20 protein-coding genes are annotated in these 20,942 nt (G+C 47.0%); 6 read left to right on the top strand and 14 right to left on the bottom strand.

The annotated features are described in order from the left end of the window. Positions 1 to 76: 76 nt before the first annotated feature. Both G9G57_RS16310 and G9G57_RS16305 read left to right on the top strand, forming a co-directional pair. A complete protein-coding gene (locus G9G57_RS16310; RefSeq protein ID WP_016819490.1) occupies positions 77 to 1,891 on the top strand; it encodes a sensor histidine kinase in 1,815 nt (604 codons plus the stop codon). Between the two features lie 7 nt (positions 1,892 to 1,898). Then, positions 1,899 to 3,551: a response regulator gene (locus G9G57_RS16305; protein ID WP_016819489.1), complete on the top strand. Its 1,653-nt coding sequence runs from the start codon at positions 1,899 to 1,901 to the stop codon at positions 3,549 to 3,551. On the opposite strand, the gene G9G57_RS16300 is transcribed toward G9G57_RS16305, so the two are convergent. The 3 genes from G9G57_RS16300 to G9G57_RS16290 all read right to left on the bottom strand — a co-directional run bounded on the left by G9G57_RS16300 (position 3,481) and on the right by G9G57_RS16290 (position 6,503). Beyond that, positions 3,481 to 4,068 (bottom strand): GNAT family N-acetyltransferase, encoded by a 588-nt coding sequence (locus G9G57_RS16300; protein WP_016819488.1) that lies wholly within the window; start codon positions 4,066 to 4,068, stop codon positions 3,481 to 3,483. The two genes, G9G57_RS16305 and G9G57_RS16300, sit on opposite strands and share 71 nt — an antisense overlap. A 109-nt stretch (positions 4,069 to 4,177) precedes the next feature. Beyond that, positions 4,178 to 5,302 carry an NADH-dependent flavin oxidoreductase gene (locus G9G57_RS16295; RefSeq protein ID WP_016819487.1) on the bottom strand — a complete coding sequence of 375 codons (1,125 nt, stop codon included), beginning with the start codon at positions 5,300 to 5,302 and terminating at the stop codon, positions 4,178 to 4,180. Between the two features lie 250 nt (positions 5,303 to 5,552). Continuing rightward, complete coding sequence (locus G9G57_RS16290) at positions 5,553 to 6,503, bottom strand: bile acid:sodium symporter family protein (RefSeq protein ID WP_164965248.1); 951 nt, start codon at positions 6,501 to 6,503, stop codon at positions 5,553 to 5,555. 296 nt (positions 6,504 to 6,799) lie between these two features. Here G9G57_RS16290 and G9G57_RS16285 point away from each other — a divergent pair, with 296 nt between their 5' ends. Further along, complete coding sequence (locus G9G57_RS16285; protein WP_019686016.1) at positions 6,800 to 7,555, top strand: tryptophan-rich sensory protein; 756 nt, start codon at positions 6,800 to 6,802, stop codon at positions 7,553 to 7,555. A 95-nt stretch (positions 7,556 to 7,650) separates the two neighbouring features. Here G9G57_RS16285 and G9G57_RS16280 read toward each other — a convergent pair whose 3' ends face one another. Then, entirely contained in the window at positions 7,651 to 8,637 is a 987-nt protein-coding gene (locus G9G57_RS16280; protein ID WP_019686015.1) for an undecaprenyldiphospho-muramoylpentapeptide beta-N-acetylglucosaminyltransferase, read from the bottom strand. Positions 8,638 to 8,721: 84 nt separating this feature from the next. Beyond that, positions 8,722 to 9,102, bottom strand: coding sequence for a RidA family protein (locus tag G9G57_RS16275; RefSeq protein ID WP_013308546.1), 381 nt, complete (start codon positions 9,100 to 9,102; stop codon positions 8,722 to 8,724). Between the two features lie 269 nt (positions 9,103 to 9,371). Between G9G57_RS16275 and G9G57_RS16270 the strand changes: the two genes are divergently transcribed. Both G9G57_RS16270 and G9G57_RS16265 read left to right on the top strand, forming a co-directional pair. Beyond that, complete coding sequence (locus G9G57_RS16270; protein WP_016819485.1) at positions 9,372 to 9,899, top strand: sigma-70 family RNA polymerase sigma factor; 528 nt, start codon at positions 9,372 to 9,374, stop codon at positions 9,897 to 9,899. Next, positions 9,896 to 11,161, top strand: coding sequence for a DUF4179 domain-containing protein (locus G9G57_RS16265; RefSeq protein WP_016819484.1), 1,266 nt, complete (start codon positions 9,896 to 9,898; stop codon positions 11,159 to 11,161). The genes G9G57_RS16270 and G9G57_RS16265 overlap by 4 nt, the downstream gene beginning before the upstream one ends. Positions 11,162 to 11,238: 77 nt before the next feature. Here G9G57_RS16265 and G9G57_RS16260 read toward each other — a convergent pair whose 3' ends face one another. From G9G57_RS16260 to G9G57_RS16230, 8 genes are all read right to left on the bottom strand, one after another. Continuing rightward, positions 11,239 to 11,958 carry an NAD(P)H-binding protein gene (locus G9G57_RS16260; RefSeq protein WP_016819483.1) on the bottom strand — a complete coding sequence of 240 codons (720 nt, stop codon included), beginning with the start codon at positions 11,956 to 11,958 and terminating at the stop codon, positions 11,239 to 11,241. 37 nt (positions 11,959 to 11,995) lie between these two features. Further along, positions 11,996 to 13,441, bottom strand: coding sequence for an ATP-binding protein (locus G9G57_RS16255; RefSeq protein ID WP_016819482.1), 1,446 nt, complete (start codon positions 13,439 to 13,441; stop codon positions 11,996 to 11,998). Between the two features lie 173 nt (positions 13,442 to 13,614). Next, the gene (locus G9G57_RS16250; protein WP_029514805.1) at positions 13,615 to 15,117 is read right to left on the bottom strand and encodes an HD-GYP domain-containing protein; all 1,503 of its coding nucleotides are present in this window, start codon (positions 15,115 to 15,117) and stop codon (positions 13,615 to 13,617) included. Between the two features lie 121 nt (positions 15,118 to 15,238). Further along, a complete protein-coding gene (locus tag G9G57_RS16245) occupies positions 15,239 to 16,117 on the bottom strand; it encodes a (Fe-S)-binding protein (RefSeq protein WP_019686013.1) in 879 nt (292 codons plus the stop codon). Between the two features lie 154 nt (positions 16,118 to 16,271). Then, the gene (locus G9G57_RS16240) at positions 16,272 to 16,727 is read right to left on the bottom strand and encodes a MarR family winged helix-turn-helix transcriptional regulator (RefSeq protein WP_019686012.1); all 456 of its coding nucleotides are present in this window, start codon (positions 16,725 to 16,727) and stop codon (positions 16,272 to 16,274) included. Positions 16,728 to 17,443: 716 nt separating this feature from the next. Further along, the gene (locus G9G57_RS16235) at positions 17,444 to 17,752 is read right to left on the bottom strand and encodes a hypothetical protein (RefSeq protein ID WP_019686010.1); all 309 of its coding nucleotides are present in this window, start codon (positions 17,750 to 17,752) and stop codon (positions 17,444 to 17,446) included. A gap of 97 nt (positions 17,753 to 17,849) precedes the next feature. Beyond that, positions 17,850 to 17,972 carry a hypothetical protein gene (locus G9G57_RS26235; protein ID WP_016819476.1) on the bottom strand — a complete coding sequence of 41 codons (123 nt, stop codon included), beginning with the start codon at positions 17,970 to 17,972 and terminating at the stop codon, positions 17,850 to 17,852. Between the two features lie 339 nt (positions 17,973 to 18,311). Continuing rightward, a complete protein-coding gene (locus G9G57_RS16230; protein WP_016819475.1) occupies positions 18,312 to 18,644 on the bottom strand; it encodes a hypothetical protein in 333 nt (110 codons plus the stop codon). 141 nt (positions 18,645 to 18,785) lie between these two features. On the opposite strand from G9G57_RS16230, the gene G9G57_RS16225 reads away from it, so the two are divergent. Further along, on the top strand, positions 18,786 to 19,154 hold the full coding sequence (locus G9G57_RS16225; protein WP_019686009.1) for a VOC family protein: 369 nt from the start codon (positions 18,786 to 18,788) through the stop codon (positions 19,152 to 19,154). Here the strand turns inward: G9G57_RS16225 and G9G57_RS16220 are convergent. After that, positions 19,139 to 20,803: a CoA-disulfide reductase gene (locus tag G9G57_RS16220; RefSeq protein ID WP_019686008.1), complete on the bottom strand. Its 1,665-nt coding sequence runs from the start codon at positions 20,801 to 20,803 to the stop codon at positions 19,139 to 19,141. The genes G9G57_RS16225 and G9G57_RS16220 overlap by 16 nt on opposite strands. Positions 20,804 to 20,942: the final 139 nt, after the last annotated feature.

Here is a 20,942-nt window from a genome sequence, read left to right as displayed (position 1 = left end):
ACGCAAGATCGTGAACCATTAAGGGGGAAAATATTGACCTCAGGCCTGCCTTGAATTGTGAAAGGAGCTTACCTGCATGAAATTTCATAGCATTCGTTCTCGCCTAATCTGGTTTCTACTCATTGCGGTCACCATTCCGTTGCTGCTTTCAATGACCATGACCTTCATCCTCACCAAGCAATCCTTACGGGAGCAGGCCACCCAAGAAAATGAGCGGCTTATTTTTCAGGGAATTACGAATCTGGATAACTATTTACAGGGATTAAATCGCGCATCGATCGGAGTCTATAATGACCCTCATTTTCTGCGCAACCTGGCTAAAATTCCAGATGATTACCGGGCCGTTGCCGAGATTTACACCACGCTGCAAACGATGATGAATGCTTCCTCAGGTATTGACCAGGTGTACTTGCATTCGTTTGAGGCTGGGCAATCTACGCTGATTACCAGCACGGTTCCTTTACGGGAGTTCCGGCTGGAGCCCTTTACCGGTTCTATCCATTACGGCCCTTCCGGACTGTTCATACAACCCTCGCATATAAAGCATTTGTACGGCTTTTCGGCGGTTTCCTATGCGGAGCACAGCACAGAGCGGCAGGTATTTACACTCCACCGGGCGATTCGGAACATTCCGTCTTCAGAAACGCTTGGGGTACTGGCTATAGACGTTGATCTGGAGGCACTGCGCAGTATTTGCCGTCAATTGTATGATGCAGATACAGAGGAGCTGTTTTTAATTGATCGGAACGGAACGATCATCTATAGTGGAAAAGAATCATCCATTGGAACACACTGGAAGGAATCTGGCCTACTCAAGCGAATTTCTAAAGAAGACGAGCACGGTGTAATTGAAGATGATACAGCACTGCACGTATATGGCAAACTGGATGCCAACCTGTCAGGCTGGACACTCGTCAAGAAAATCCCTCATCGGACGCTTTATATGCGAGCTACCCAACTGACCCAGATCAATGCGGTCATTACAGGCGCCGCATTGCTGCTCGTTATTGTCGCCACGTTATGGATTTCAATAAAAATTACGGAACCGATTAAGCGGCTGACTCGCTACATAAACCAGATTCAGTCTGGTCAACTGGATGTAGACATCCGGGCCATGAGCAACGATGAGATTGGAGTGCTCTCGCGTCGTTTTAGACAGATGATGGATACCATCAACAACCTCATTTTGCGGGAATACAAGCTGGAACTGGCAAACAAGACACACCAATTGAAAGCGCTTCAGGCACAGATTAATCCTCATTTTTTATATAATACGCTACAGTCTATTGGAACACTGGCTCTACAGCATGAGGTGCCGCGAATCTATTCGCTGCTCTCTTCCCTTGCCAAAATGCTCCGCTATAACATGCGGGACCATACGATTGTTACACTCAAGGAAGAGGCTGAGCATGTAAAACAATATCTTGATTTGCAAAAGGAACGCTTCGGTGAGCAATTAGAAGTCACCTATCAATGGGATGATCAAGTTCTGAATGATCGGGTGCCTAAAATGATTCTCCAGCCGTTGGTGGAAAACTACTTTAAACACGGTGCCGATCCCCGGCTGGGACCCGGTAAGATTCGTATTACAGCCTGCCGAATCCGGGAAGGCATTGTGAGGATTGAAGTGGAAAATAACGGCGCTTCGATTCCACCAACCGAGTTGGAGCAGCTTCAGCATATGCTGCAACGTCCGCTGAAAGCCCATGAAGAATCAGACACTGATGAGCAAAACTCTATTGGTCTTCGTAATGTTCTATTACGTATCCAGCTTCACTCGGATGATGGTTCTAATACCCTGTGTGTAGACAATATTCTGCCTCATGGCGTTCGTTTCACACTTGAAATTCGCACCGAGCCCCATACAGAAATTCATATTAAGGGAGAGTGATCTGTCAATGAAGGTCCTGATTGTGGATGATGAAAGGCATGTACGTCACGCCATTCGGATGCTTGTACATTGGGAAGCTTACGGTGTGACCGAGGTGATCGAGGCTGAATCAGGCGATCAGGCGATTGAGGTCATTACCGCATTTTCCCCACCCGTGGTACTCACGGATATGCGAATGCCTGGTAGAGATGGAGTAGCCTTGATGGAGTGGATTCAAGCCAATTCTCCAGCTACCAGAGTCGTGGTGGTCAGCGGCTATGATGATTTTGAATTGGTTCGGCAGGCCATTCGCCGGGGAGGCATGGACTATATCCTTAAGCCCGTAGATCCGGTAGAGATTAATGAGGCGCTCAGTAAAGCTACTCAAGCTTGGCGGACTGCGGAGCAAGACCGGAACAGGCAGACCATGCAGGCAATGGAGGTCAATCGGATGCGGCCTCACTATGCTGATAAACTCCTGACCGAACTCATTTCCGGTACGGCGCTATCCATCACTCCCTTACGTGAGGAGCTACGTCTTCCCACAGCTATTCAGATCTGTAATGCAGCAGTGATGAGTACCACTCAACTGGATGCCGATATACTGGACAAATATAAAACGCGCCGCGCGCTTCTAGGCTTTTCCCTCATTAACATTTGCAACGAATTTCTGGGTACTTCTCAAACCGGAATTGCATTCCGTCATCTGGAGCGTACGGACGAAATTATTCTGCTGTATTGGGCCGAGCCGGCTCGTTGGCCAGTGCTCTTGCAGGAGATTCACACAGGGATTAGAACGGCGCTGCGCTGCTATATGCACATCGGGGTTGGTTCTTTCGGAACCTTTCCGATGGGGGCAGCCACAGCCTACCAAGAAGCACGGCAAGCGCTCTGGAAACGGGATATGTTGCAGGCCACCGACTGGATACATGAGAGTTCTCCGGCCCGGCAGACCGTTCGTCTTCCCCAGTTGTCTGAAATGGAAGAGGAACTACGGCTTAGTGCGCTCAGCTGTAATGCCAGTCGCGTATCTACAGCGGTAGGCGACTGGGTGGCAGCCGTAGCCGTGCTGCCTTCGGTTACAGCAGAGCAGCTCGCTGGCTGGAATCAAGAGCTGGATTGGATGCTGGCTCGCTGGCTGAATGACAGACCTGGAGATGCCGAAGGCGAGGAGCTGACAGATGAGTCCAACTCCATACCTGCCCTGCCAGTCGACAACCGTGGGGTGCTTTCCCTACCTTTATGGAAAAAACAGATCGAAAATCGATTGCTGGCAGCCGGTCAGGCACTTACGCCAAGCCATAGCCCAAACAACCCGACGATCCGTGATATTGCCCGCTATCTGGATGCTCACTATGACGGGGATATTTCCCTACAGGATATAGCGAGCCGCTTTTACCTCAGCCGGGAATACATTTCTCGTAAATTCAAGCAGGAGTACGGGGTTAATCTGTCCGATTATTTGTGCCAGATCCGGATGAGCAAGGCAAAGCTGTTACTGCTGAATGACAAGCTGCGCCTTCACCATATTGCCGGTATGGTCGGATATCAGGATGAGAAATACTTTGGCAAGGTGTTCAAAAAACTTGAGGGAGTTACGCCTGGCGAATTCAGAAGGCGTCATTCTGCAAATCCTCAGCCGTTATCGCATATAACACATGATCTTCCCACACACCATTAATCTTCAAATAGTTGAGAGCCAGCCCCTCGCGGCGAAATCCCGCCTTTTCCATCACTCGATGGGAAGGCGAATTTCTTGGCATGACTCCAGCTTGAATACGGTGTAATTCCAACTCATTCAGGGCGTAGCGGACAATATCCTGCACTGCGGAGGTAGCATAGCCTTGTCCATGATATGCAGGATCTACGAAGTAGCCCAGATTGGCATTTTGGAAGGGACCTCTAGCGACACCAGACAGCTCCATTCTGCCGATCAGCTTATCATTTTTCGGTAAAAAAAGTCCAAACGTATATCCCTGTCCGGCTTGTGCAGCTTCCAAGCCGTTGGAAATCAGACGCACCTGTTCTTCCAGGGTAAAGTAATGTTCAGGTCGTTCTGGCTCGAATGGTTTGAAAAACTCAAAATGTTGGCGTCTAATTTCTAATAAACGTTCTGCATCCTTTACTTGTAAAAGCCGAATCTGTAGACCTGGATGGGTGGACTTCATCGAAATCACACCATTCGTTTCATGGGACATTATCATTACCTTCTCTCTGTGTTATTCCTACGTAATTGTAATTCACAGTCACGAGACAAGAAAATACCCCAGGCGTATAAAAGCAGCCTAGGGTATTATTATTTAAAATTTAGTCCGTAACAGGCATCCAGCCAGGAATAGTCGTCAGCGCACCCCACAAGTAGTCAGGAATGACCAGCTCCTGCTGGGCTTGCTTGGACAATGTCGTGCGAATGGTATCCTCTGTACCGTTCTGCACTTTCTGAACCCATTGCGGCTCCATCAGCAACGGACGTCCCAGTGAAACAAGCGGTACACCTGTCTCCAGTGCTGCAAGCGCCTCGTCTGGTGTATTCAGGGAACCCACTCCCATGACTGGTACACGGTTCCCAACCTTCTCATGAATCAGAACCGTACGTGAACGTTCGTCACTACGGTCGCGGAACGAACCGCCGAAGAAATGATTTACGGAAATGTGCAGGTAATCCAGCCCTTCATCCGCCAGACGGTCTACAAGCACCATCGTATCATCCAGCGTGATGCCTGGCGTGTGTCCTTCCTCAGGAGACAAGCGGTATCCGAAGATAAATGGACGCTTCGCATGCTCTGTGATTACTTTCTTCACTTCGTGAACAATTGCCAGCGGAAAGGTCAAGCGTTTCTCAAGACTTCCTCCCCATTCATCGGTACGAATGTTGGAATGCGGAGAGAAGAATTGCTGCACCAGGTAACCGTTCGCTCCGTGAAGCTCTACACCATCATAGCCTGCTTCAATCGCGCGGCGAGTTGCTTCGCCATAGGCGCGGATGACGCGGTGGATATCGTCAGATGTCATTTCACGCGGCACAGGTGCGCCTTCTTTTTCCTCAGCTACTGCGCTTGCACTGATCGGTTGTCCGTCTGGAATCTGATCCGGTGGGCACAGGCGGCCACCATGATAAATTTGCAGAATCGCTTTCGCGCCCTCCTGATGAATCGTATCCGCCAGACGACGCAGGCTAGGAATCATTTCATCCTTGTCCGCACCAAACTCATTAACAAATCCTTTGCCATCTGGAGTTACATACACACAAGCGGTAATAACCGCGCCCACACCACCGGAGCGTTCACGGTAGTATGCCAGTTCCTGGTCACTGACTTCGCCATTTTCGTGGGAAGCAAAGTTAGTCATAGGAGCCATCGTAATGCGGTTCTTCAATGTAACACCGGATGGCAGGGTATAAGCTTCAAATAAAGGATTATATTTCGGGTTCATTCGTTCTCTCTCCTTCAGTTTAAGTCAGATCAGATCATATAGGGCTATTGAGCATGAAACGAATACGAATTCAATGTCATTTTCCTTCCATGACGAAGCCTCTTTGCTGTTGCTTACTTAAATACAGTGGTTATAATAACCACAGTATAATGATCCGCCCCTATAAAGTCAAATCCAACCTTTTTGACCTCCCTTAAACTGTCCGAAAAGTCCGAAATTTAGCCACTTTACATCAGCTATTGACAGTCGCTTATTTGCTTCCGGCTATGCTATCTTTCTCCTCCCGGCGTGAAAACCAGGTCGCGAGCAACGAGCCGGAAATATTATGCCACACGCTAAAAATCGCACTCGGTACAGCAGCAATCGGATTAAAATGAGCCGCTGCCAGCACAGCGCCCAGCCCGGAATTCTGCATTCCTGTTTCCAGCGTAACGGCTTTACGCTTGGAAAGATCCATGCCGAATAGCTTGGCAAACCAATATCCGAGCAGAAAGCCGATACCGTTATGCAAAATAACCACAGCAAAAATAATCGGACCTGTCTCCAAAATCTTGCCTCTGCTGCCTGCAACCACAATAGCCACGATAAGTACAATCGCCATGGTTGAAATGAGCGGCAGCGCCTTGACACTGGCTTCCGCTTGTCTGCGGAATAGCGATTTGACGATTACACCCAGCACAATAGGGACAATAACCACGATGAGAATATCCATGATCAGCGACTTCGCATCAATATTCATCCAGCGTCCGGCAAGCAGACTAATCATCGCTGGGGTTGCCAGTGGAGCAACCAGCGTCGACACTGAAGCGATCGATACGCCAAGCGCCACGTCTCCTTTGGATAAGAGCGTCATTACGTTGGATGCAGTTCCACTTGGACAACAGCCGACCAAAATGACACCCACCGCAATATCCGGTGGAAGCTGCAATACTAATGCCAATACAAAGGCGAGAAACGGCATGATCAGATAGTGCCCTACCACTCCTATAGCCACATCCACTGGACGCCGGAACACTTCACGAAAGTCGGCCGCAGATAAAGTCAGCCCCATCCCGAACATGACAATGCCCAGAAATAACTGTATGTATCCTTTCAACCCTGTAAACGCCGTAGGAAAGAAAAATCCCAAACATGCAAATAAAAGCACCCAGATGGAAAAGGTCCCACCTACAAATTTTCCTACTTTCTCTAATCCTCTCATTCTACTGATCCCCTTACTTCTATATAAGCTGATTTGAGAAAATGCACATCGGAAGCATCTTCTGGCTGCATAGTTGGCACGCCATGTGAACTTTTCCTTCAGCTTATATAGTGCTTAAAATTTTTACCATTGTACTACATATGAATGCATATACATACTACTTTTTATGATTTTATTGGGATCAAGAAACTTTTCCCCGTTCGGACATATTTGAAAGCAAAGTGGGTATATTCATAGTAGAAGATAGTGACCAGTCGGTCATTTTGAATATCATTCGTTGAGGAGGAGTTATTCCTATGTCACGAAGCCATCCGTATAAATGGTGGAATATTATTGCATTCATCGCTGTCGTTCTCGTTAATATTTTGGCTTCTACACTTCCTATTGGCGGAAGAAGCACCGCTGCTGTATCCAACATGTACCCTACCTTAATTACGCCAGCAGGTTACGCTTTTTCCATCTGGTCGGTCATCTACGTGCTGCTCGCCTGTTTTGCCGTGTACCAATCTACATCTACAGGGCAAGCCAGGACAAGCGTTCAATCTATCGGTATTTTCTTTATTTTGAGCTGTCTCTTCAACATCATCTGGATTTTCCTATGGCAGTATGTATACGTAGAACTATGCGTGATCGTCATTATTTTATACTTGCTCTCCCTATTCGTCGTATATACACGTACTCGTACACCGCAGCCAACTCGCGGAGAAATGTGGTTCGTCAAGCTTCCTTTCAGTCTGAATCTCGGTTGGGTATCTGTGGCTACCATCATCAACATTGCAGTAGCATTGGAAAAGAATGAATGGAGTGGCTGGGGTCTCAGCGATACGCTATGGGCGATCATCATCCTGTTTATTGGCACCGTATTGGCCATCTTGGTCAGCTTTCCTTATCGTGACAGCATCTACCCACTTGTATTTGTATGGGCCTATGTCGCCATCGCCATCGAGCATCCAAACAATGAAAATGTACGGCTGGCTGCATGGGTCTTGTCGGCAATCATCCTGGTGTACGCGCTATGGCTATTCTTTGCCCGTAATCGAGACCGGGATTAAAGGAAACGAATATCATCTCCTAGCACAAGCACAAGCGAGCATGGGTCTGAATCATTTAGCCCAAGCTCGCTTGCTTTGTTTTTTCTAAAATATGATCAGGCATAGACTTTAATCAAATCTAAAAGCTTGCTTGTCGATTGATCCGTATTAATTTTCTCCATATTGTGAATGTAATCCAACCTTTTTTCATACAAACGAAGAATCATATCGACAAAGCGTTCAGATTCCAGCTCTTCTTCTTCTAAAATTTCACACAAGCCTTGTGCTTTAAATGATTTTGCATTTAGAATCTGATCCCCCCTGCTGACTGCTTTTGAAAGAGGTATCAACAGCATAGGCTTACGCAACGTCAAGAATTCAAAAATGGAATTTGAACCTGCCCTGGAAACAACCATATCTGCCATCGCCATTACATCCGCCAGTTCATCGTTTATGTATTCAAATTGCTGATAACCATTCGTACGAATAGAATCATTCACTTGGTTCTTACCACAAATATGCACGATTTGAAATTGAGCGAGCAAAGCCTCTAAATTCAGCCAAACCAGCTCATTGATCTTCTTGGAGCCTAAACTCCCACCCATGATGAGCATGATGGGCTTATTTCGAGTAAAACCGCAGTAGGCTAACCCTTTGGCCGCCTTCCCCTCTTTTAGCTCATCTCTCACAACAGCACCAATATATCGGGTATTCTTTGAGCGAAAATATTCAGCTGTTTCAGGAAAAGTAGTACAAATTTCGGTAGCAAACATGCTGGAAATTTTATTCGCTAATCCAGGGGTAAGATCGGATTCGTGGATGATGACGGGGACTCTGTTCAACCACCCAGCCAATACCACAGGAACGGAAACAAACCCGCCTTTTGAAAAAATAATATTCGGTTTTTCTTTCTTTATAATTCGGTATGCTTGAGAAATTCCCTTAAGCACTTTAAAAGGGTCCTTAACATTATTCCAGTCAAAATATCTGCGTAATTTCCCGGTTGCGACACTAAAATAACACACATCTTCTAATCCAGAGATCAGTTTTCTTTCAATCCCTTGTTCAGAGCCTATGTATTGGACACTCCGAACAACACGCATTACATTCAAAACAACCGGATGCCACTATAGTAGTGACACCCGGTTCCATGCAGACTTTGTATTTAATAAACGAACCCTGGTAACTTATTCGCCCTTCAATGCAATGACTTCAATCTCCACCAGTGCGTCCTTAGGCAGACGAGCTACCTCCACCGCACTCCGTGCTGGGTATGGTTGCTCGAAGAAGGAACTGTACACCTCATTGACACTGACAAAATCGTTCATATCCTTCAGGAATACAGTCGCTTTCACAACCTGGTTCATGTTGCTGCCTGCCGCTTCCAGAATGGCTTGTACATTGCTCAAGGACAGGCGAGCCTGCTCCTGTACATCCTTGCCGAACTCACCTGTTGCTGGATTCAGCCCAAGCTGTCCTGATGTGTAAATAAACCCGCCTGCCTCTACCGCTTGGCTATAGGGCCCGATCGCGCCGGGGGCTTTTTCAGTAGCAATTGTTTTTTTCATAGGGGTTGGATTCTCCTTCCTGATACTGGTTCACCGTATTATAGCATGTGAAGTCCAAAGCCACTATTCCGTGCGACGGTTTGACACGTTAGGTTTCTCTAAAGAAACCTTATTGCGATGGTGCTACATAATTTTATTTCCGCTGTAACCTTTAGCGCCCATGTATCATCTAATTCTTGTAACCTGCTACACAATAGATTGTACAAATTCAAATACAGGTACAATTACATTGATCATAGCTAGTATAGACGGGAAAGGAGCACCATCCTTTGAATCTCGAAACAAACGTATACCAAGCAAGGCACGGGGATCGCAAGGCGTTCGTCGCCTTGATGAAACAGATGGAATCCGATATGTATGGCATGGCGCGTTCCATTCTTCGCAGCAATGAGGATTGCGCGGACGCAATACAAGAAGCGATGCTCAAAGCATACAAGTCTCTGGGTGAGCTGCGTGAACCTCGCTATTTTAAAACATGGCTGCTTCGTATTCTCATTAATGAATGCCATCTCATGATCCGCAAGCAAAAACGGGTTGTACCCGTCGCGGAATTTATAAAGGAACCGTCCACCTCGGGCGGATACGAAAAAATCGAGCTGCGCGAGGCCATCGACCACTTGGAGGAATCCATGCGAACCGTGATTTCCCTGCACTATTTGCGTGATATGCCGATCAGGGAAATTTCAGAGCTACTGGACCTATCAGAGGGTGCCGTCAAAACACGATTGCACCGTGCTCGCAGAACATTAATGGATCTGCTACAAAATCGCGGAGAAAGGAAGGTGACCTTTCAATGAATCCTTCAGAGTATGAGAATCAGGAACAAAAGCTGGATGAGAAATTACAATTGGAAAAAGAAAACTTGGAAGCAGATATGGCAGACATCCCTGATTTGGTAAGGCAACGCCTAGACGCATTTTATGCACAAATGGAATCAGATTCTGACCTGCTACCCGACCGTTCATCCTCTCATCGACCCGTTAAAAGGTTTCTTCGGAGAACTGCAATTACCGCTGCTTCTGCAGCGCTCATTGGCGTTATGATCATTGGCAGCGCCTATGTTTCGCCTACAATGGCGGAATCATTGAAACAGGTCCCCCTTGTCGATAGCGTCTTCAAGCTCGCTGGGGATCTGGGGCTGCAAACCGCTGATCAGAAAGGATTGGCCACTTCATCGAATCTCAGCGTTACCCATGGCGGTATTACATTGGAAGTACCTCAAATCATATTTGACGGGACACGCTTGGTCGTAGCGTTGGAAAAAAGCGGTGGGGATTCACAACATGAACCCCTGTATCCCACTACCAATACGCAAGGGCAGGAAGAGGATATAGTGGAGAAAATAGACCTGTTCATCAATGGGACGTCGGTCGACAGCAACAGTAGCGCCTTTAATCTCATGTATGGTCGTCCGGGCAAAGACAATAATTCTATGCTGATTGCGTATATGCGTGACCCTGCCAGTGGTAAAGCCGCCTTACCAGATCAGTTTGAGCTAGAGGTATATGCAAAGTTAAAAGGTGTATCCGAGCCGTTCCGCATACAAACCACGGTTCACAAAACTAAAATAAACAACAAGATACTTCAGCCGCAAATGAGCAAATCTAATCCGTATCTTGCATTTACGGTAGAAAAGTTAGAAATGACCCCTATCACGACCAAGATTACAACATCGTTCAAAATGCTGACTGATATTGCACATATGCCGGATGAGTACACCGTGGAACGAGAGTACAATAACATGAAGAATGGACACACGAACCAGTACACCAAAAAGGAATTGGATATACTCGATTATGCTGTATTCGACGAGCAGGGAAGAGAACTTCAATTGCTGAGCGGTTCTGGAGTTCCCCATACCCAAGAACGTGACAGCAAAATGATCACACTGTTTACTCCTTTTGTGGACACTCCCCAGAAGATCATTTTCAAGCCATATATCTTGCCAACCCAATCAGGAGGTAGCGCCCTACTCGATGCTAAAGGTAACTGGACACGCCATTACATCGATGAATTAGAAATTACGATCGATGTGCCACAAAATACAAACCACCCATAAAACACGAATAACGCCGCTGCTGTCCGAATGATCGGGCAACAGCGGCGTTATTATCATTTCTAATCCTAAGCGTGGTTTTAGACATTGTCATCAGGAGTCGTTCCTGTACCAGGTTCCTCATCATCGGAGGTTAGTTCTGCACCGATGACCCGAATGATGTCATTCGGATAAATATGTACACCGCTCGCCTGCGCGAGAGCAATTCGTACCATAGCTCGTGCGATGAACGAAGCGGGAATGGCGCGATAGGAAGCGAACCTGCCCGTCATTAGGCCATCTAGCGCTTTCATGACAATCGTGGCAGCGGCTTCGCCAAATCGTCGTTCAGATCTCGCTCCCAAAATAAGCGACGGACGGAACAAATGCAGTGCAGGCAATCCGATCGCGGCAAGCGCCTCTTCAGCCTCACCCTTAGTACGGTTATAAAACACACGTGAATCCGGGTCAGCGCCCATCGCAGAGATCGCAAGCATCTGTACTGCTCCAGCCTCTTTGCCCAACTGGGCTGTCAGAACCGGATAGTCCAGATCCACCTGTCGAAACTGCTCCTTAGAGCCAGCCTTTTTCATCGTTGTCCCAAGGCAGCAAAACACATCATCCACCCCTTCGAGGGCGAAGGCCGACTTCTGTGGTTGTTCCCAGTCGATGAGCGCCTGCTCTAGCTTGGGATGCTTGATGTCCAATGGACGCCTGCCCAAAACCATGACGCGGGTGTATTCTTTTTGCACCAGTAGCTCCCGTACAACATAACCCCCGACAAGCCCTGTGCCACCCACAACGACCGCTTTACGTTCCATGATATACCTCCTAACGCTCCTTGTCCCATGATTGTGATCAGGTTAATTTAAACGGCTGTTCGTCCGCCTCCTTGCTGTCGGACGGACACATAGGCAGGTACAGGGAAAAAGTACTTCCCTTGCCTTCTTCACTCTCCAGACGGATAAATCCGCCTAACAAGCGGGAAAAATCACGGCTGATGGACAACCCCAGCCCAGTTCCACCATATTTACGATTAATCGAACCGTTCGCCTGCTGGAATGCCTCAAAAATAACATGCTGCTGAAGCTTGGATATACCGATGCCTGTATCTTTTACAGCAAATACAACCCAGTCTCCCTCCTGACCCTTTCGATCCAGATGCTGTGTGCTGATTTCCAGCAATACACGCCCTTCATGAGTAAACTTAAAGGCATTGGACAATAGATTGCGTAAAATTTGCTGTACTCGTTTGGAATCGGATCGGATTTCATCCGGTACATGTTCATGCACGTTCAGGCTGAATTCCAGGTTTTTATCCTTCGCTGTGACATCAAAATGCATCATCATCCCATGCGCAATTTCACGCACACTGACTGGCTCACTTACGATTTCCATGTGCCCAGCCTCGACCTTGGATAAGTCCAGAATGTCATTAATCAGTTGGAGCAAATCATGGCCCGAGGCATAAATTAGATCACTGTACTGGTATAGCTCGTCCTCATCTAGCTCTTTTCCCTGCTCATTGATAATCTGTGCCAGGTTAATGATGCTGTTAAGAGGTGTACGTAACTCATGCGACATCGTTGCCATAAAATCCGATTTATACTGGGAAGCCATCATCAGCTGCTTGGCGCGTTCCTCTAAAATAATCTTTGCCTTTTGCAGCTGATCACGCTGCTCTGACAACAACTCATTCGCCTGCTGAATCTGATAGTTTCGCTGCTGCTCCATCTGAAAATCACGTAATATCAGTGCAAATAAAAAGCTAAGGATAACGCCGATAGGCAGTGTAAGAGGAACGACCTCTGCTACATAATAGCGCCAGGGAATGACGCCCAGGAAGGCAATATTTAACGTATTTACAATATTAACCGCTAAAATGGTTACAGATGCCTTAATAATCAAGCGCCAAGTGGAGCGGCGCATCCAGTAGTTCAAACCGGCGCATAATATGCCCAAAATGCTCATATTCAGAAAGCCGACCCACGCCGCCATATTCAGACCGAAGGTAAATCTTGTAAGACCGATTGCTACCCCAATAATAATCAGCGTGTAGGAACGGGGATACACCAATGCTGCGATAATGAGCGGAACAAAACGCAGATCGAAAATAACCGTTTCATTGAAATTAAAGCCAAAGCAAGAACTGACCCATCCGCCAAATACCACCAGCAACACTGAGCTGACATATTTGAACCGCGTAGACGTACGACTCAAACCATATTTATAAATCACGTTCGCCACATAGGCAACGGCAATCAGCATCCCCAAATTCATTATAAACATCGTTGAAAATTGCATGGATTCACACTCCCATTGCGCGAGAAATTGGATGCCAGGCCTATGCTAGCCGATTTTGCCTTACTCGTACATCATAACATGAAGCCCCATCTTTCGACATATCCAAGAGGCTTGCGTGTGTGTATAAAAAAAGCGAACCGCAACGGCTCGCCCTAGTGGGAGTATCTATAGAGTCAGCTTGGAATGCCTTTGTTCCGGCGCCACTCCTTGACAAATAATTCGGCAAAGTAAGGATCCCACTGGGTTCCTTTACCCTCTTCCAATATCATAACCGCCTTCTCTTCCTTCATACCTTTCCGATAGGGACGATCCGACGTCATCGCATCATAGGCATCTGCTACGGCTATGATGCGCCCAAATAGTGGGATGTCTTCCCCGGAGAGCTGGTCAGGGTATCCCTTGCCATCGTAACGCTCATGGTGCGAGCGCACGCCGGGTAGATAAGGGGCCATAGCATAAGCAGGCTCCACTTGCCGAAGAATACTCTCCCCCATAACCGGGTGCATTTTAATCTGGTCAAACTCCTCGTCCGTCAGCTTGCCATCCTTAAACAGCACAGCGTCAGCCACACCGATTTTACCGATATCATGCAGCAAGGCTGTTTTACGCAGCAAGTCGAGGTCCGTCTCGCCCAAACCGCCCTTTCGCCCAATGAGTACAGAGTATTCAGCCACGCGCAACGAATGTCCTGCGGTATAGGCATCCCGCGCATCCAACGCTGCAGCCAAAGTGGCAAAGTAACTGTCTAATAGCTGACCGTTTTTTTCCTCTCGTTCCTTCAGGCCCTCGATCATCATGTTAAATCCTTCGACCAGCTCCGCAAATTCGTCCGAATACAAGTCACTGGCGTTACTGTTCAGGCGGCCTTCCTTCACTTCATTCATTTTTTCCAACAAGTGATGGATCGGCTGTTCGATCTCACGGGTTAGCAGCCTGCCTCCCAAATAAGCAAAGGCTACACCAGATATTAAAATCGTACCCGCCCATGCCCAATAGGAGCCGGAATCCGTCGCCTCCAAATGTTCCAGCCGAATCTGCGTAGCTAAACAAAACAGAAATAGAGGAAAAGCACCAATTAACGTTGCACTTAACTGAAATTTATGCCGAAGTGACAGCAAAACTCGACCTCGCAGGGACAGGTTCAATCCATATTGCTGATAGGTTCGATCCCGAATCTCCTCCAGCAGCGGTTTGATTGCTCTCATGGTCAGAAAAAATTCAACCAGTGCATGCATGGAAGCGACCAAACAAGCTCCTATACAGGCGATTCCTACATAATAAAAGGGAAAGGTAAGTTGTCCAGTATGTATCATCCATAATGCAATGACGGCTGCCGGGATAGAGAAGCCTAGCAAATGCGGTCCGACAATACGTAAAACTGACAAATTAGGCAGATGATGAACCCGGATATACACCGCTTCTACATCCTTGAGTGTCTCCTGATTGCCTTGGAAAAAACGATGAACGGGTCTTAAGTGCATTCGAAACACTATGGTTTCACAGACAATCATAATGACGCTGGAAAATGCAACAATTTTGACAAGACCCAAAAGCTCATAGTGGGCTACATTTAACGTGGAAAATACAAAAATCATACATACCAGTAGTACAGCAATAAATGAACCTATAATATAGTTCAGGATAACATGCTGAATAAAGCGCTTATAGATCGGCAAAATGCTACCCCTCTTTTCATCCGTACGCTCATAAAATATCTTTGTATTCAATATCGGAGTCCAGCCGTCAAAAGTTAACCTTCTTCTATGAGCAATTTGCATGAATCCTAGGAAAATAACACTAGCGAGCGGTCCGCATCGGATTCCGGCTTTCGCAGGGCACCTTGGTCTGGCAAAGTCCGCAACCGGCACCCGATTCAGCCTCACCGCCGTTTAACACTGCCCACTTTCGAGATTCCTCGCCGTACACAAATTTCATGCAGGCGATTTTGTCATGACCGCCTTCCTTGCTGATGGCCTGTACAGGACAGCGGGTAATGCACACACCGCAAATGCCTTTGCTGCACAGCAGACAGTTACCGGTATGGCTCAGGTTCGAGGATACTCTGACATCAGGCGGCACCTGCAGATCCGTTACTACAGACAGCAGGCGGATGGCAATTCCTTTTTCGGTGATGAAGCCATCGTTGATACTGAAGGTGCCGAGACCGGCTGCATACGCGATATGCCGTTCTGACCAATTAGAGACCGGACCACCTGTGGCACCGTGGATGTTGTACCAATCCGTATCCAGCGGCCCCACAGCTCGATAGCCAAGTCCAGTCAGATATCCCGCCAAATGGTACCTTGCCGACCGCACAAAATATTCATCGCCAAAGGTCCGCAGCAGCGCCCACTCTCTGGAGGCTCTTGCTTTTTGCGCACGATTGGCCTTGCGAATCGTCTCACTGATCGGCAGCACAACACTGACAACGGTGCCTCCACCAAAACTTCCTGTGCCGAAGGTCCGTTCGAAGGCTTCCTGCGGCGTAGCATGGTCGGGGCCCACCACTCTTTTATAATCCTCAAACAAAGGATCATTGGCCTCTGCAAATTGAATAATCGGTTCCTCGTAGTAAGGGCTCTGTAATTCTTCGCAGAAATTGCCCTTGTCTTCGCTCACATAGGCCTTCATCTCGGCTGCGATAAGTTCTTTCATGTCTGGTACGGGCGTTACCATCCTATCCACATCCCTCTTCTTAAGTTATTGTGATTCTCTCGAATTCCTGGCGGATACCCGGTTACCGATGAATGGCTGCGTTACATATCTGAATCCCTATTCGTGTATATACACGAATAGGTCAGCATGACCTCCCTTATTAGGCGAAGGCTAATCACAGTCTCAATTTTTCAATTTTGGATAACAGTGCGGTCAATATCTGCAAATCGGCGCTTCCCAGTGACTTCTGTAAAAATAACTGCGCCTCCTCCCAGAGCTCTGCTGCATCGTTATATAACGCTTTTCCTCTCTCTGTCAGGGTAAGGCAGCGGTTCCGGCTTCCCTCAGCGGATGTATCCTCCACATACCCACTTTGCTCCAGGGCCTTCAAATTGCGCACAAGCGTGGTTCGGTCGAGTCGCATCTCCGATGCTAATTCGCTTACGCTTACCGGTCCCAGTACCGTTAAGTGCTTGAGCAGCGAAAACTGGCTGATATGGAGTCCACTTGGAGCCAGATACTGGTCATACAGCCCTGTTACAGCCATCGAGGCACGACGCAGATTAATGCATGTGCAGACTGAGGGCGAGTTATTCTGTGATGTTTTTTTGTCTTTCCTTGAGGCAGTCATAGTTCTTGTTTCCTTCCATCTTTCGTGTAACTACACTATTCCAAAATTCGTACGCTCTGTCAGGGCAATTTATCACAGCCTCTATTCTCTGCAAATGAAAATAAGTCTAATCCATTGCAGAAAGTGCATTATTTCCAGTCTACAATCAAAAAAACCAAAAATCCCTTGTGTTTTAGAATCATTATTGTTATACTGTATTAGTATGTATTAACCCCATAGGATTCCACGCAAGAAGCTATACTCCTATCACCGCATGGAGCTTCTCCAAATTTTATGTATAACCCTAATGTAGAATTTTGAGCTTTTGCCGAAGATTTTCACATTCACACTGGCGCGGTCATCGGAGCCGCAAGGACGAAAGAGAGGTAGGGCTTTTGTCGTTTGGAAAATAAACAGAGGAATCAGACTGCCCCTTATGAACATGCTGACCATATAATACAAGGTAGCAGGGGTTAAATATATATTATGCCGTCAAACGATGAAGTTTGAGCAGGCCGTGCAGTATACGCAAGCTGCGCAGATCCTCCGGATGATCCCCGGGGGATTTTTCATATACGGAAAACGCATCTATGAACAAAAAAGTGACCCTGCCGATACATCGACAGGGCCTATAGCTTGATCAAAAAGGGGTTAATAGGGTCATTATAGTCTTGCTTTCTTAAAACAAAATGATATGCACCTTAAAAACTCATTAATTTTCCAGCTTTATATGGCTACTAATAATTCGTCCAATATTCCATACTACCGGACTGTACCTTTTGAGTAGTAGGGCGTCCAGCTTCCACTTGGGCAGACTTGTAGCTGGAAGGACGCTCCCATCCTTCCAGTAAAACAATATGCTGGGTACCTGTGTTAGTTTCCCATGTGATATAGCGCTCTTGTTCCATATGTCGCAATGCAGCTGTAATTTCAGGGTCTCGCTTACCCGTTTTTGCTGACAATTCAGCCATTGTAGGCATATGGCGATGCTGAGCAAAATAATTATACAAAATACGTAGTAGCTTCCGTTCCAAATCCGGCAACATCGTTACCCCTCCTAAAGAACATATGTTCCCATTATAACACATAAAAATGCACCCTCCTACTGGAAGATGCATACGGGCTTGTATGCCCATGCTGAATTTAGTTTTTTTCCTTTTCCTGACGACCGATAGAGCGCAACCACCAAGAGATTCCTCCAACGCTTCCAAGCGCCAAAACCGTCAAGAAAATAATATAAAACAAATGAAATGTACGATCACTCATGGCAATCGCCTCCTTACTTTATGTATACACTTTCCAGCTAAGCCTGTAAACCTCTTTTTGATCCCACAATCACATTTTCGCCAAACATTTGACAATAGATACTTGCTTAGGATGCATCGGTGCACACTTATCAAAAATGGTTAATATCAAATAGGAGACAGATCAAGGAGGTTATCGAATATGAAGTTTCTATTGATCGTAATCATCATTGCGCTGATCGTTGTTTTGCTCATGAGAAGACGCAGATGAACGAAGACATCCTCTATGGTTAACTGAGAATACAAAAAGGGCTTTCGGTACATCACCGAAAGCCTTTGTTCATCTGAGGTTAAGGCTGAACTACGCCTTGTTCTTTTTGCTATATTTAATAAAAGCAATCACAAGCGCTATAGCAAACAATATTCCGCTGACTACCCATGTGGTCAGAAACGCCATACCCAAGCCGACATTAGCCCCCATGGTCGGATGCTTCATAGCAGTAAACACCGAGCCCTGCATCATAAATATGGTACAGAACAAAACAACGGGTGCCAAAATAATTGTGCTTGCGGTCTTACGACTACCAGATACTGCAATTACACACAGAGCAGAAATCACCAAGATCACCCAATAGATAACTGCTTCCCAAATCGCTGAAGTGCCCACCTGTTCGACCTCTTTTCTATCCATCATATATACCTCTTCTATTGTAACAGACGTCACACAGTGAACCAAGCCATAATTTGATTAGAAAAGGGCTAAACCCTGCCGACAATGTAAATAATGTATAGTAGCAGACAACCCTACATAGAAGAAATGAAAGGAATTGATCTTATGAGAAGTGCAAGTCCTTTTGTCATTGTGAACGATGTGCAGCAGTCGGTTGACTACTACCAATCTGTTTTAGGCGGGAAAATCAAAGTACTGAACAAGCAGGACGGCAGGCTCTTACATGCCGAACTGCACCTGGGCAGCAGCCATATCCATTTTTCCGATTCCTACGGTAAACCACTGAAAGCACAGCATGTCCAAATCATTCTCGACTGTGAGAGTGAGGAGGAGCTTAAACAGGCTTACCATGTACTATCCGAAAAAGGCACCATCACTGTAGAGCTACAAGATACCTTCTTTGGTGCGCTGCACGGCGAAGTAACGGATCATCTTAATCAAATTGGATGGGTGATGAACTATTTTAAAAGATGATCACGTTTAGCCATAACTGAGTACGTCTTGTAGCCGCCATCAACGTTCCTCACCCGATATCCGAATTGGGTCAGAATTCTGGCCGCTAGATAGCCGCGCAACCCGACTTGGCAGGATACCGCGATCTCCAGATCACGAGGAATTTCCGACATCCGCTCTCTGATCTCGGCCAGTGGAATATGAATAGAACCTGGAATCGCTCCTCCCTGTAGCTCCATCGCATCCCGGACATCAATAACAAGACCACCATTGCGGTGAAAATCGTCAACTTCATGCCACTGTATCGTCTGGACCAGCCCATCCATGATGTTCGAAGCTACGTAACCCGCCATATTCACTGGATCTTTAGCTGAAGAATAAGGAGGTGCATAAGCAAGCTCGATATCTGCCAGCTCACGGACGGTTAAATGGCCGCGAATCGCCGTCGCAATAACATCAATCCTTTTGTCGGCTCCGTCAGCCCCAACAGCCTGCGCTCCGTAGATCATCCCGGTCTTCGGATGAAAGAGCAGCTTCATAGAAATGGGTGACGCGCCAGGATAATAACCGGCATGTGAACCAGGATGAATATGAATAGTCTGATAAGGAACAGCCAGCCGCTGCAATGTTTTTTCATTGTTACCTGTAGAAGCTGCGGTCAATGCAAATGTCTTAATTACGGATGTTCCGAGCGCACCATCATAGGAAATCGGCTGACCATTAATATGATCCGCTGCCAAACGCCCCTGCCGATTGGCTCCCCAGGCCAGCGATACCATCGTTACAAACCCATGATTGCGGTCTTTGACCTGGATGGCATCACCTACCGCATAAATGGACGGATCACTGGTTTGCAGCTGTGCATTCACCTGAATAGCGCCGCGAAAACCTAGTTCCAATCCGCATTGCTTGGCCAACTCATTTTCAGGTACCACGCCAATCGCCAAAATAACCATATCCGTCTGAAGCGTCTCCTCAGAGGTCAAACGTAACCGTGTACCCTGTTCTTCAAAAGCTGCGACTCCTTCCTCTAAACGCACCTCCACCCCGTTCAGCTGCATATGCTGTTCCACCAGTTTGGCCATTTCAGGGTCAAGCGGATTCAACACTTGTTGTCCTTTATCCATAACGGTTACTGCAAGTCCACGCTCCCGCAAATTTTCAGCCATCTCCAGCCCAACAAATCCAGCACCAATTATCGTGGCATGCTTGGGTTGCCTTTCATCTACATATGCCTTAATAAGGTCGGTGTCATGAATGTTTCTTAACGTAAATACATTTGTAGCTTCATGTAGTCCGGGAATGTCTGGTATCATCGGTTTGGCTCCCGGCGACAATACCACAATATCGTACGCCTGCTCATCCATCTCTCCTGTGATCATATCGCGGTAACGGACAAGCTTATGCTCGCGGTCTATTTGTATTACTTCTTTCAGCACCCGAACATCTATATTAAATCGGTCTCTAATGCCTTGAGGCGTCTGGAGAAACAGCTTCTCCCGTGCCTGAATTGTCCCCCCAATATAGTAGGGAAGACCACAGTTTGCAAAAGAAACATGCTCACCGCGTTCAAACAGAATAATCTCGTCTTCCTCATTCCATCTACGCAATCTCGCCGCAGCAGAAGCTCCACCTGCTACCCCGCCAATAATAACTATCCTCTTACCCATTTCTTCCCCTCCTCATATACCCTATGGGGTATAATATATACCTATGGGGGTATGATTGTCAACAAACAAAAAAGGCAGAGGTTACCCCCGCCTGCTCAAACCCTAAACAAAACCCGATTGGAATCACAAATCACTTGCG

The sequence above is a fragment of the Paenibacillus sp. EKM211P genome (genome assembly GCF_011066175.1).
Classification (GTDB): Bacteria; Bacillota; Bacilli; order Paenibacillales; family Paenibacillaceae; genus Paenibacillus; species Paenibacillus polymyxa.
The sequence above is the reverse complement of the archived record's forward strand: the minus strand, read 5'-3'. Positions and strand labels throughout refer to the sequence as shown.

What these genes read in the sequence shown, in the direction of transcription:
- G9G57_RS16295 (WP_016819487.1), bottom strand. Translation starts at nt 5,302, where the DNA reads ATGAACCCGAAATATAATCCTTTATTTGAAGCTTATACCCTGCCATCC.
- G9G57_RS16280 (WP_019686015.1), bottom strand. Translation starts at nt 8,637, where the DNA reads ATGCGTGTTGTTCGGAGTGTCCAATACATAGGCTCTGAACAAGGGATT.
- G9G57_RS16310 (WP_016819490.1), top strand. Translation starts at nt 77, where the DNA reads ATGAAATTTCATAGCATTCGTTCTCGCCTAATCTGGTTTCTACTCATT.
- G9G57_RS16260 (WP_016819483.1), bottom strand. Translation starts at nt 11,958, where the DNA reads ATGGAACGTAAAGCGGTCGTTGTGGGTGGCACAGGGCTTGTCGGGGGT.
- G9G57_RS16245 (WP_019686013.1), bottom strand. Translation starts at nt 16,117, where the DNA reads ATGGTAACGCCCGTACCAGACATGAAAGAACTTATCGCAGCCGAGATG.
- G9G57_RS16275 (WP_013308546.1), bottom strand. Translation starts at nt 9,102, where the DNA reads ATGAAAAAAACAATTGCTACTGAAAAAGCCCCCGGCGCGATCGGGCCC.
- G9G57_RS26235 (WP_016819476.1), bottom strand. Translation starts at nt 17,972, where the DNA reads ATGAGTGATCGTACATTTCATTTGTTTTATATTATTTTCTTGACGGTT.
- G9G57_RS16240 (WP_019686012.1), bottom strand. Translation starts at nt 16,727, where the DNA reads ATGACTGCCTCAAGGAAAGACAAAAAAACATCACAGAATAACTCGCCC.
- G9G57_RS16235 (WP_019686010.1), bottom strand. Translation starts at nt 17,752, where the DNA reads ATGTTGCCGGATTTGGAACGGAAGCTACTACGTATTTTGTATAATTAT.
- G9G57_RS16300 (WP_016819488.1), bottom strand. Translation starts at nt 4,068, where the DNA reads ATGTCCCATGAAACGAATGGTGTGATTTCGATGAAGTCCACCCATCCA.
- G9G57_RS16255 (WP_016819482.1), bottom strand. Translation starts at nt 13,441, where the DNA reads ATGCAATTTTCAACGATGTTTATAATGAATTTGGGGATGCTGATTGCC.
- G9G57_RS16265 (WP_016819484.1), top strand. Translation starts at nt 9,896, where the DNA reads ATGAATCCTTCAGAGTATGAGAATCAGGAACAAAAGCTGGATGAGAAA.
- G9G57_RS16290 (WP_164965248.1), bottom strand. Translation starts at nt 6,503, where the DNA reads ATGAGAGGATTAGAGAAAGTAGGAAAATTTGTAGGTGGGACCTTTTCC.
- G9G57_RS16305 (WP_016819489.1), top strand. Translation starts at nt 1,899, where the DNA reads ATGAAGGTCCTGATTGTGGATGATGAAAGGCATGTACGTCACGCCATT.
- G9G57_RS16220 (WP_019686008.1), bottom strand. Translation starts at nt 20,803, where the DNA reads ATGGGTAAGAGGATAGTTATTATTGGCGGGGTAGCAGGTGGAGCTTCT.
- G9G57_RS16230 (WP_016819475.1), bottom strand. Translation starts at nt 18,644, where the DNA reads ATGATGGATAGAAAAGAGGTCGAACAGGTGGGCACTTCAGCGATTTGG.
- G9G57_RS16285 (WP_019686016.1), top strand. Translation starts at nt 6,800, where the DNA reads ATGTCACGAAGCCATCCGTATAAATGGTGGAATATTATTGCATTCATC.
- G9G57_RS16225 (WP_019686009.1), top strand. Translation starts at nt 18,786, where the DNA reads ATGAGAAGTGCAAGTCCTTTTGTCATTGTGAACGATGTGCAGCAGTCG.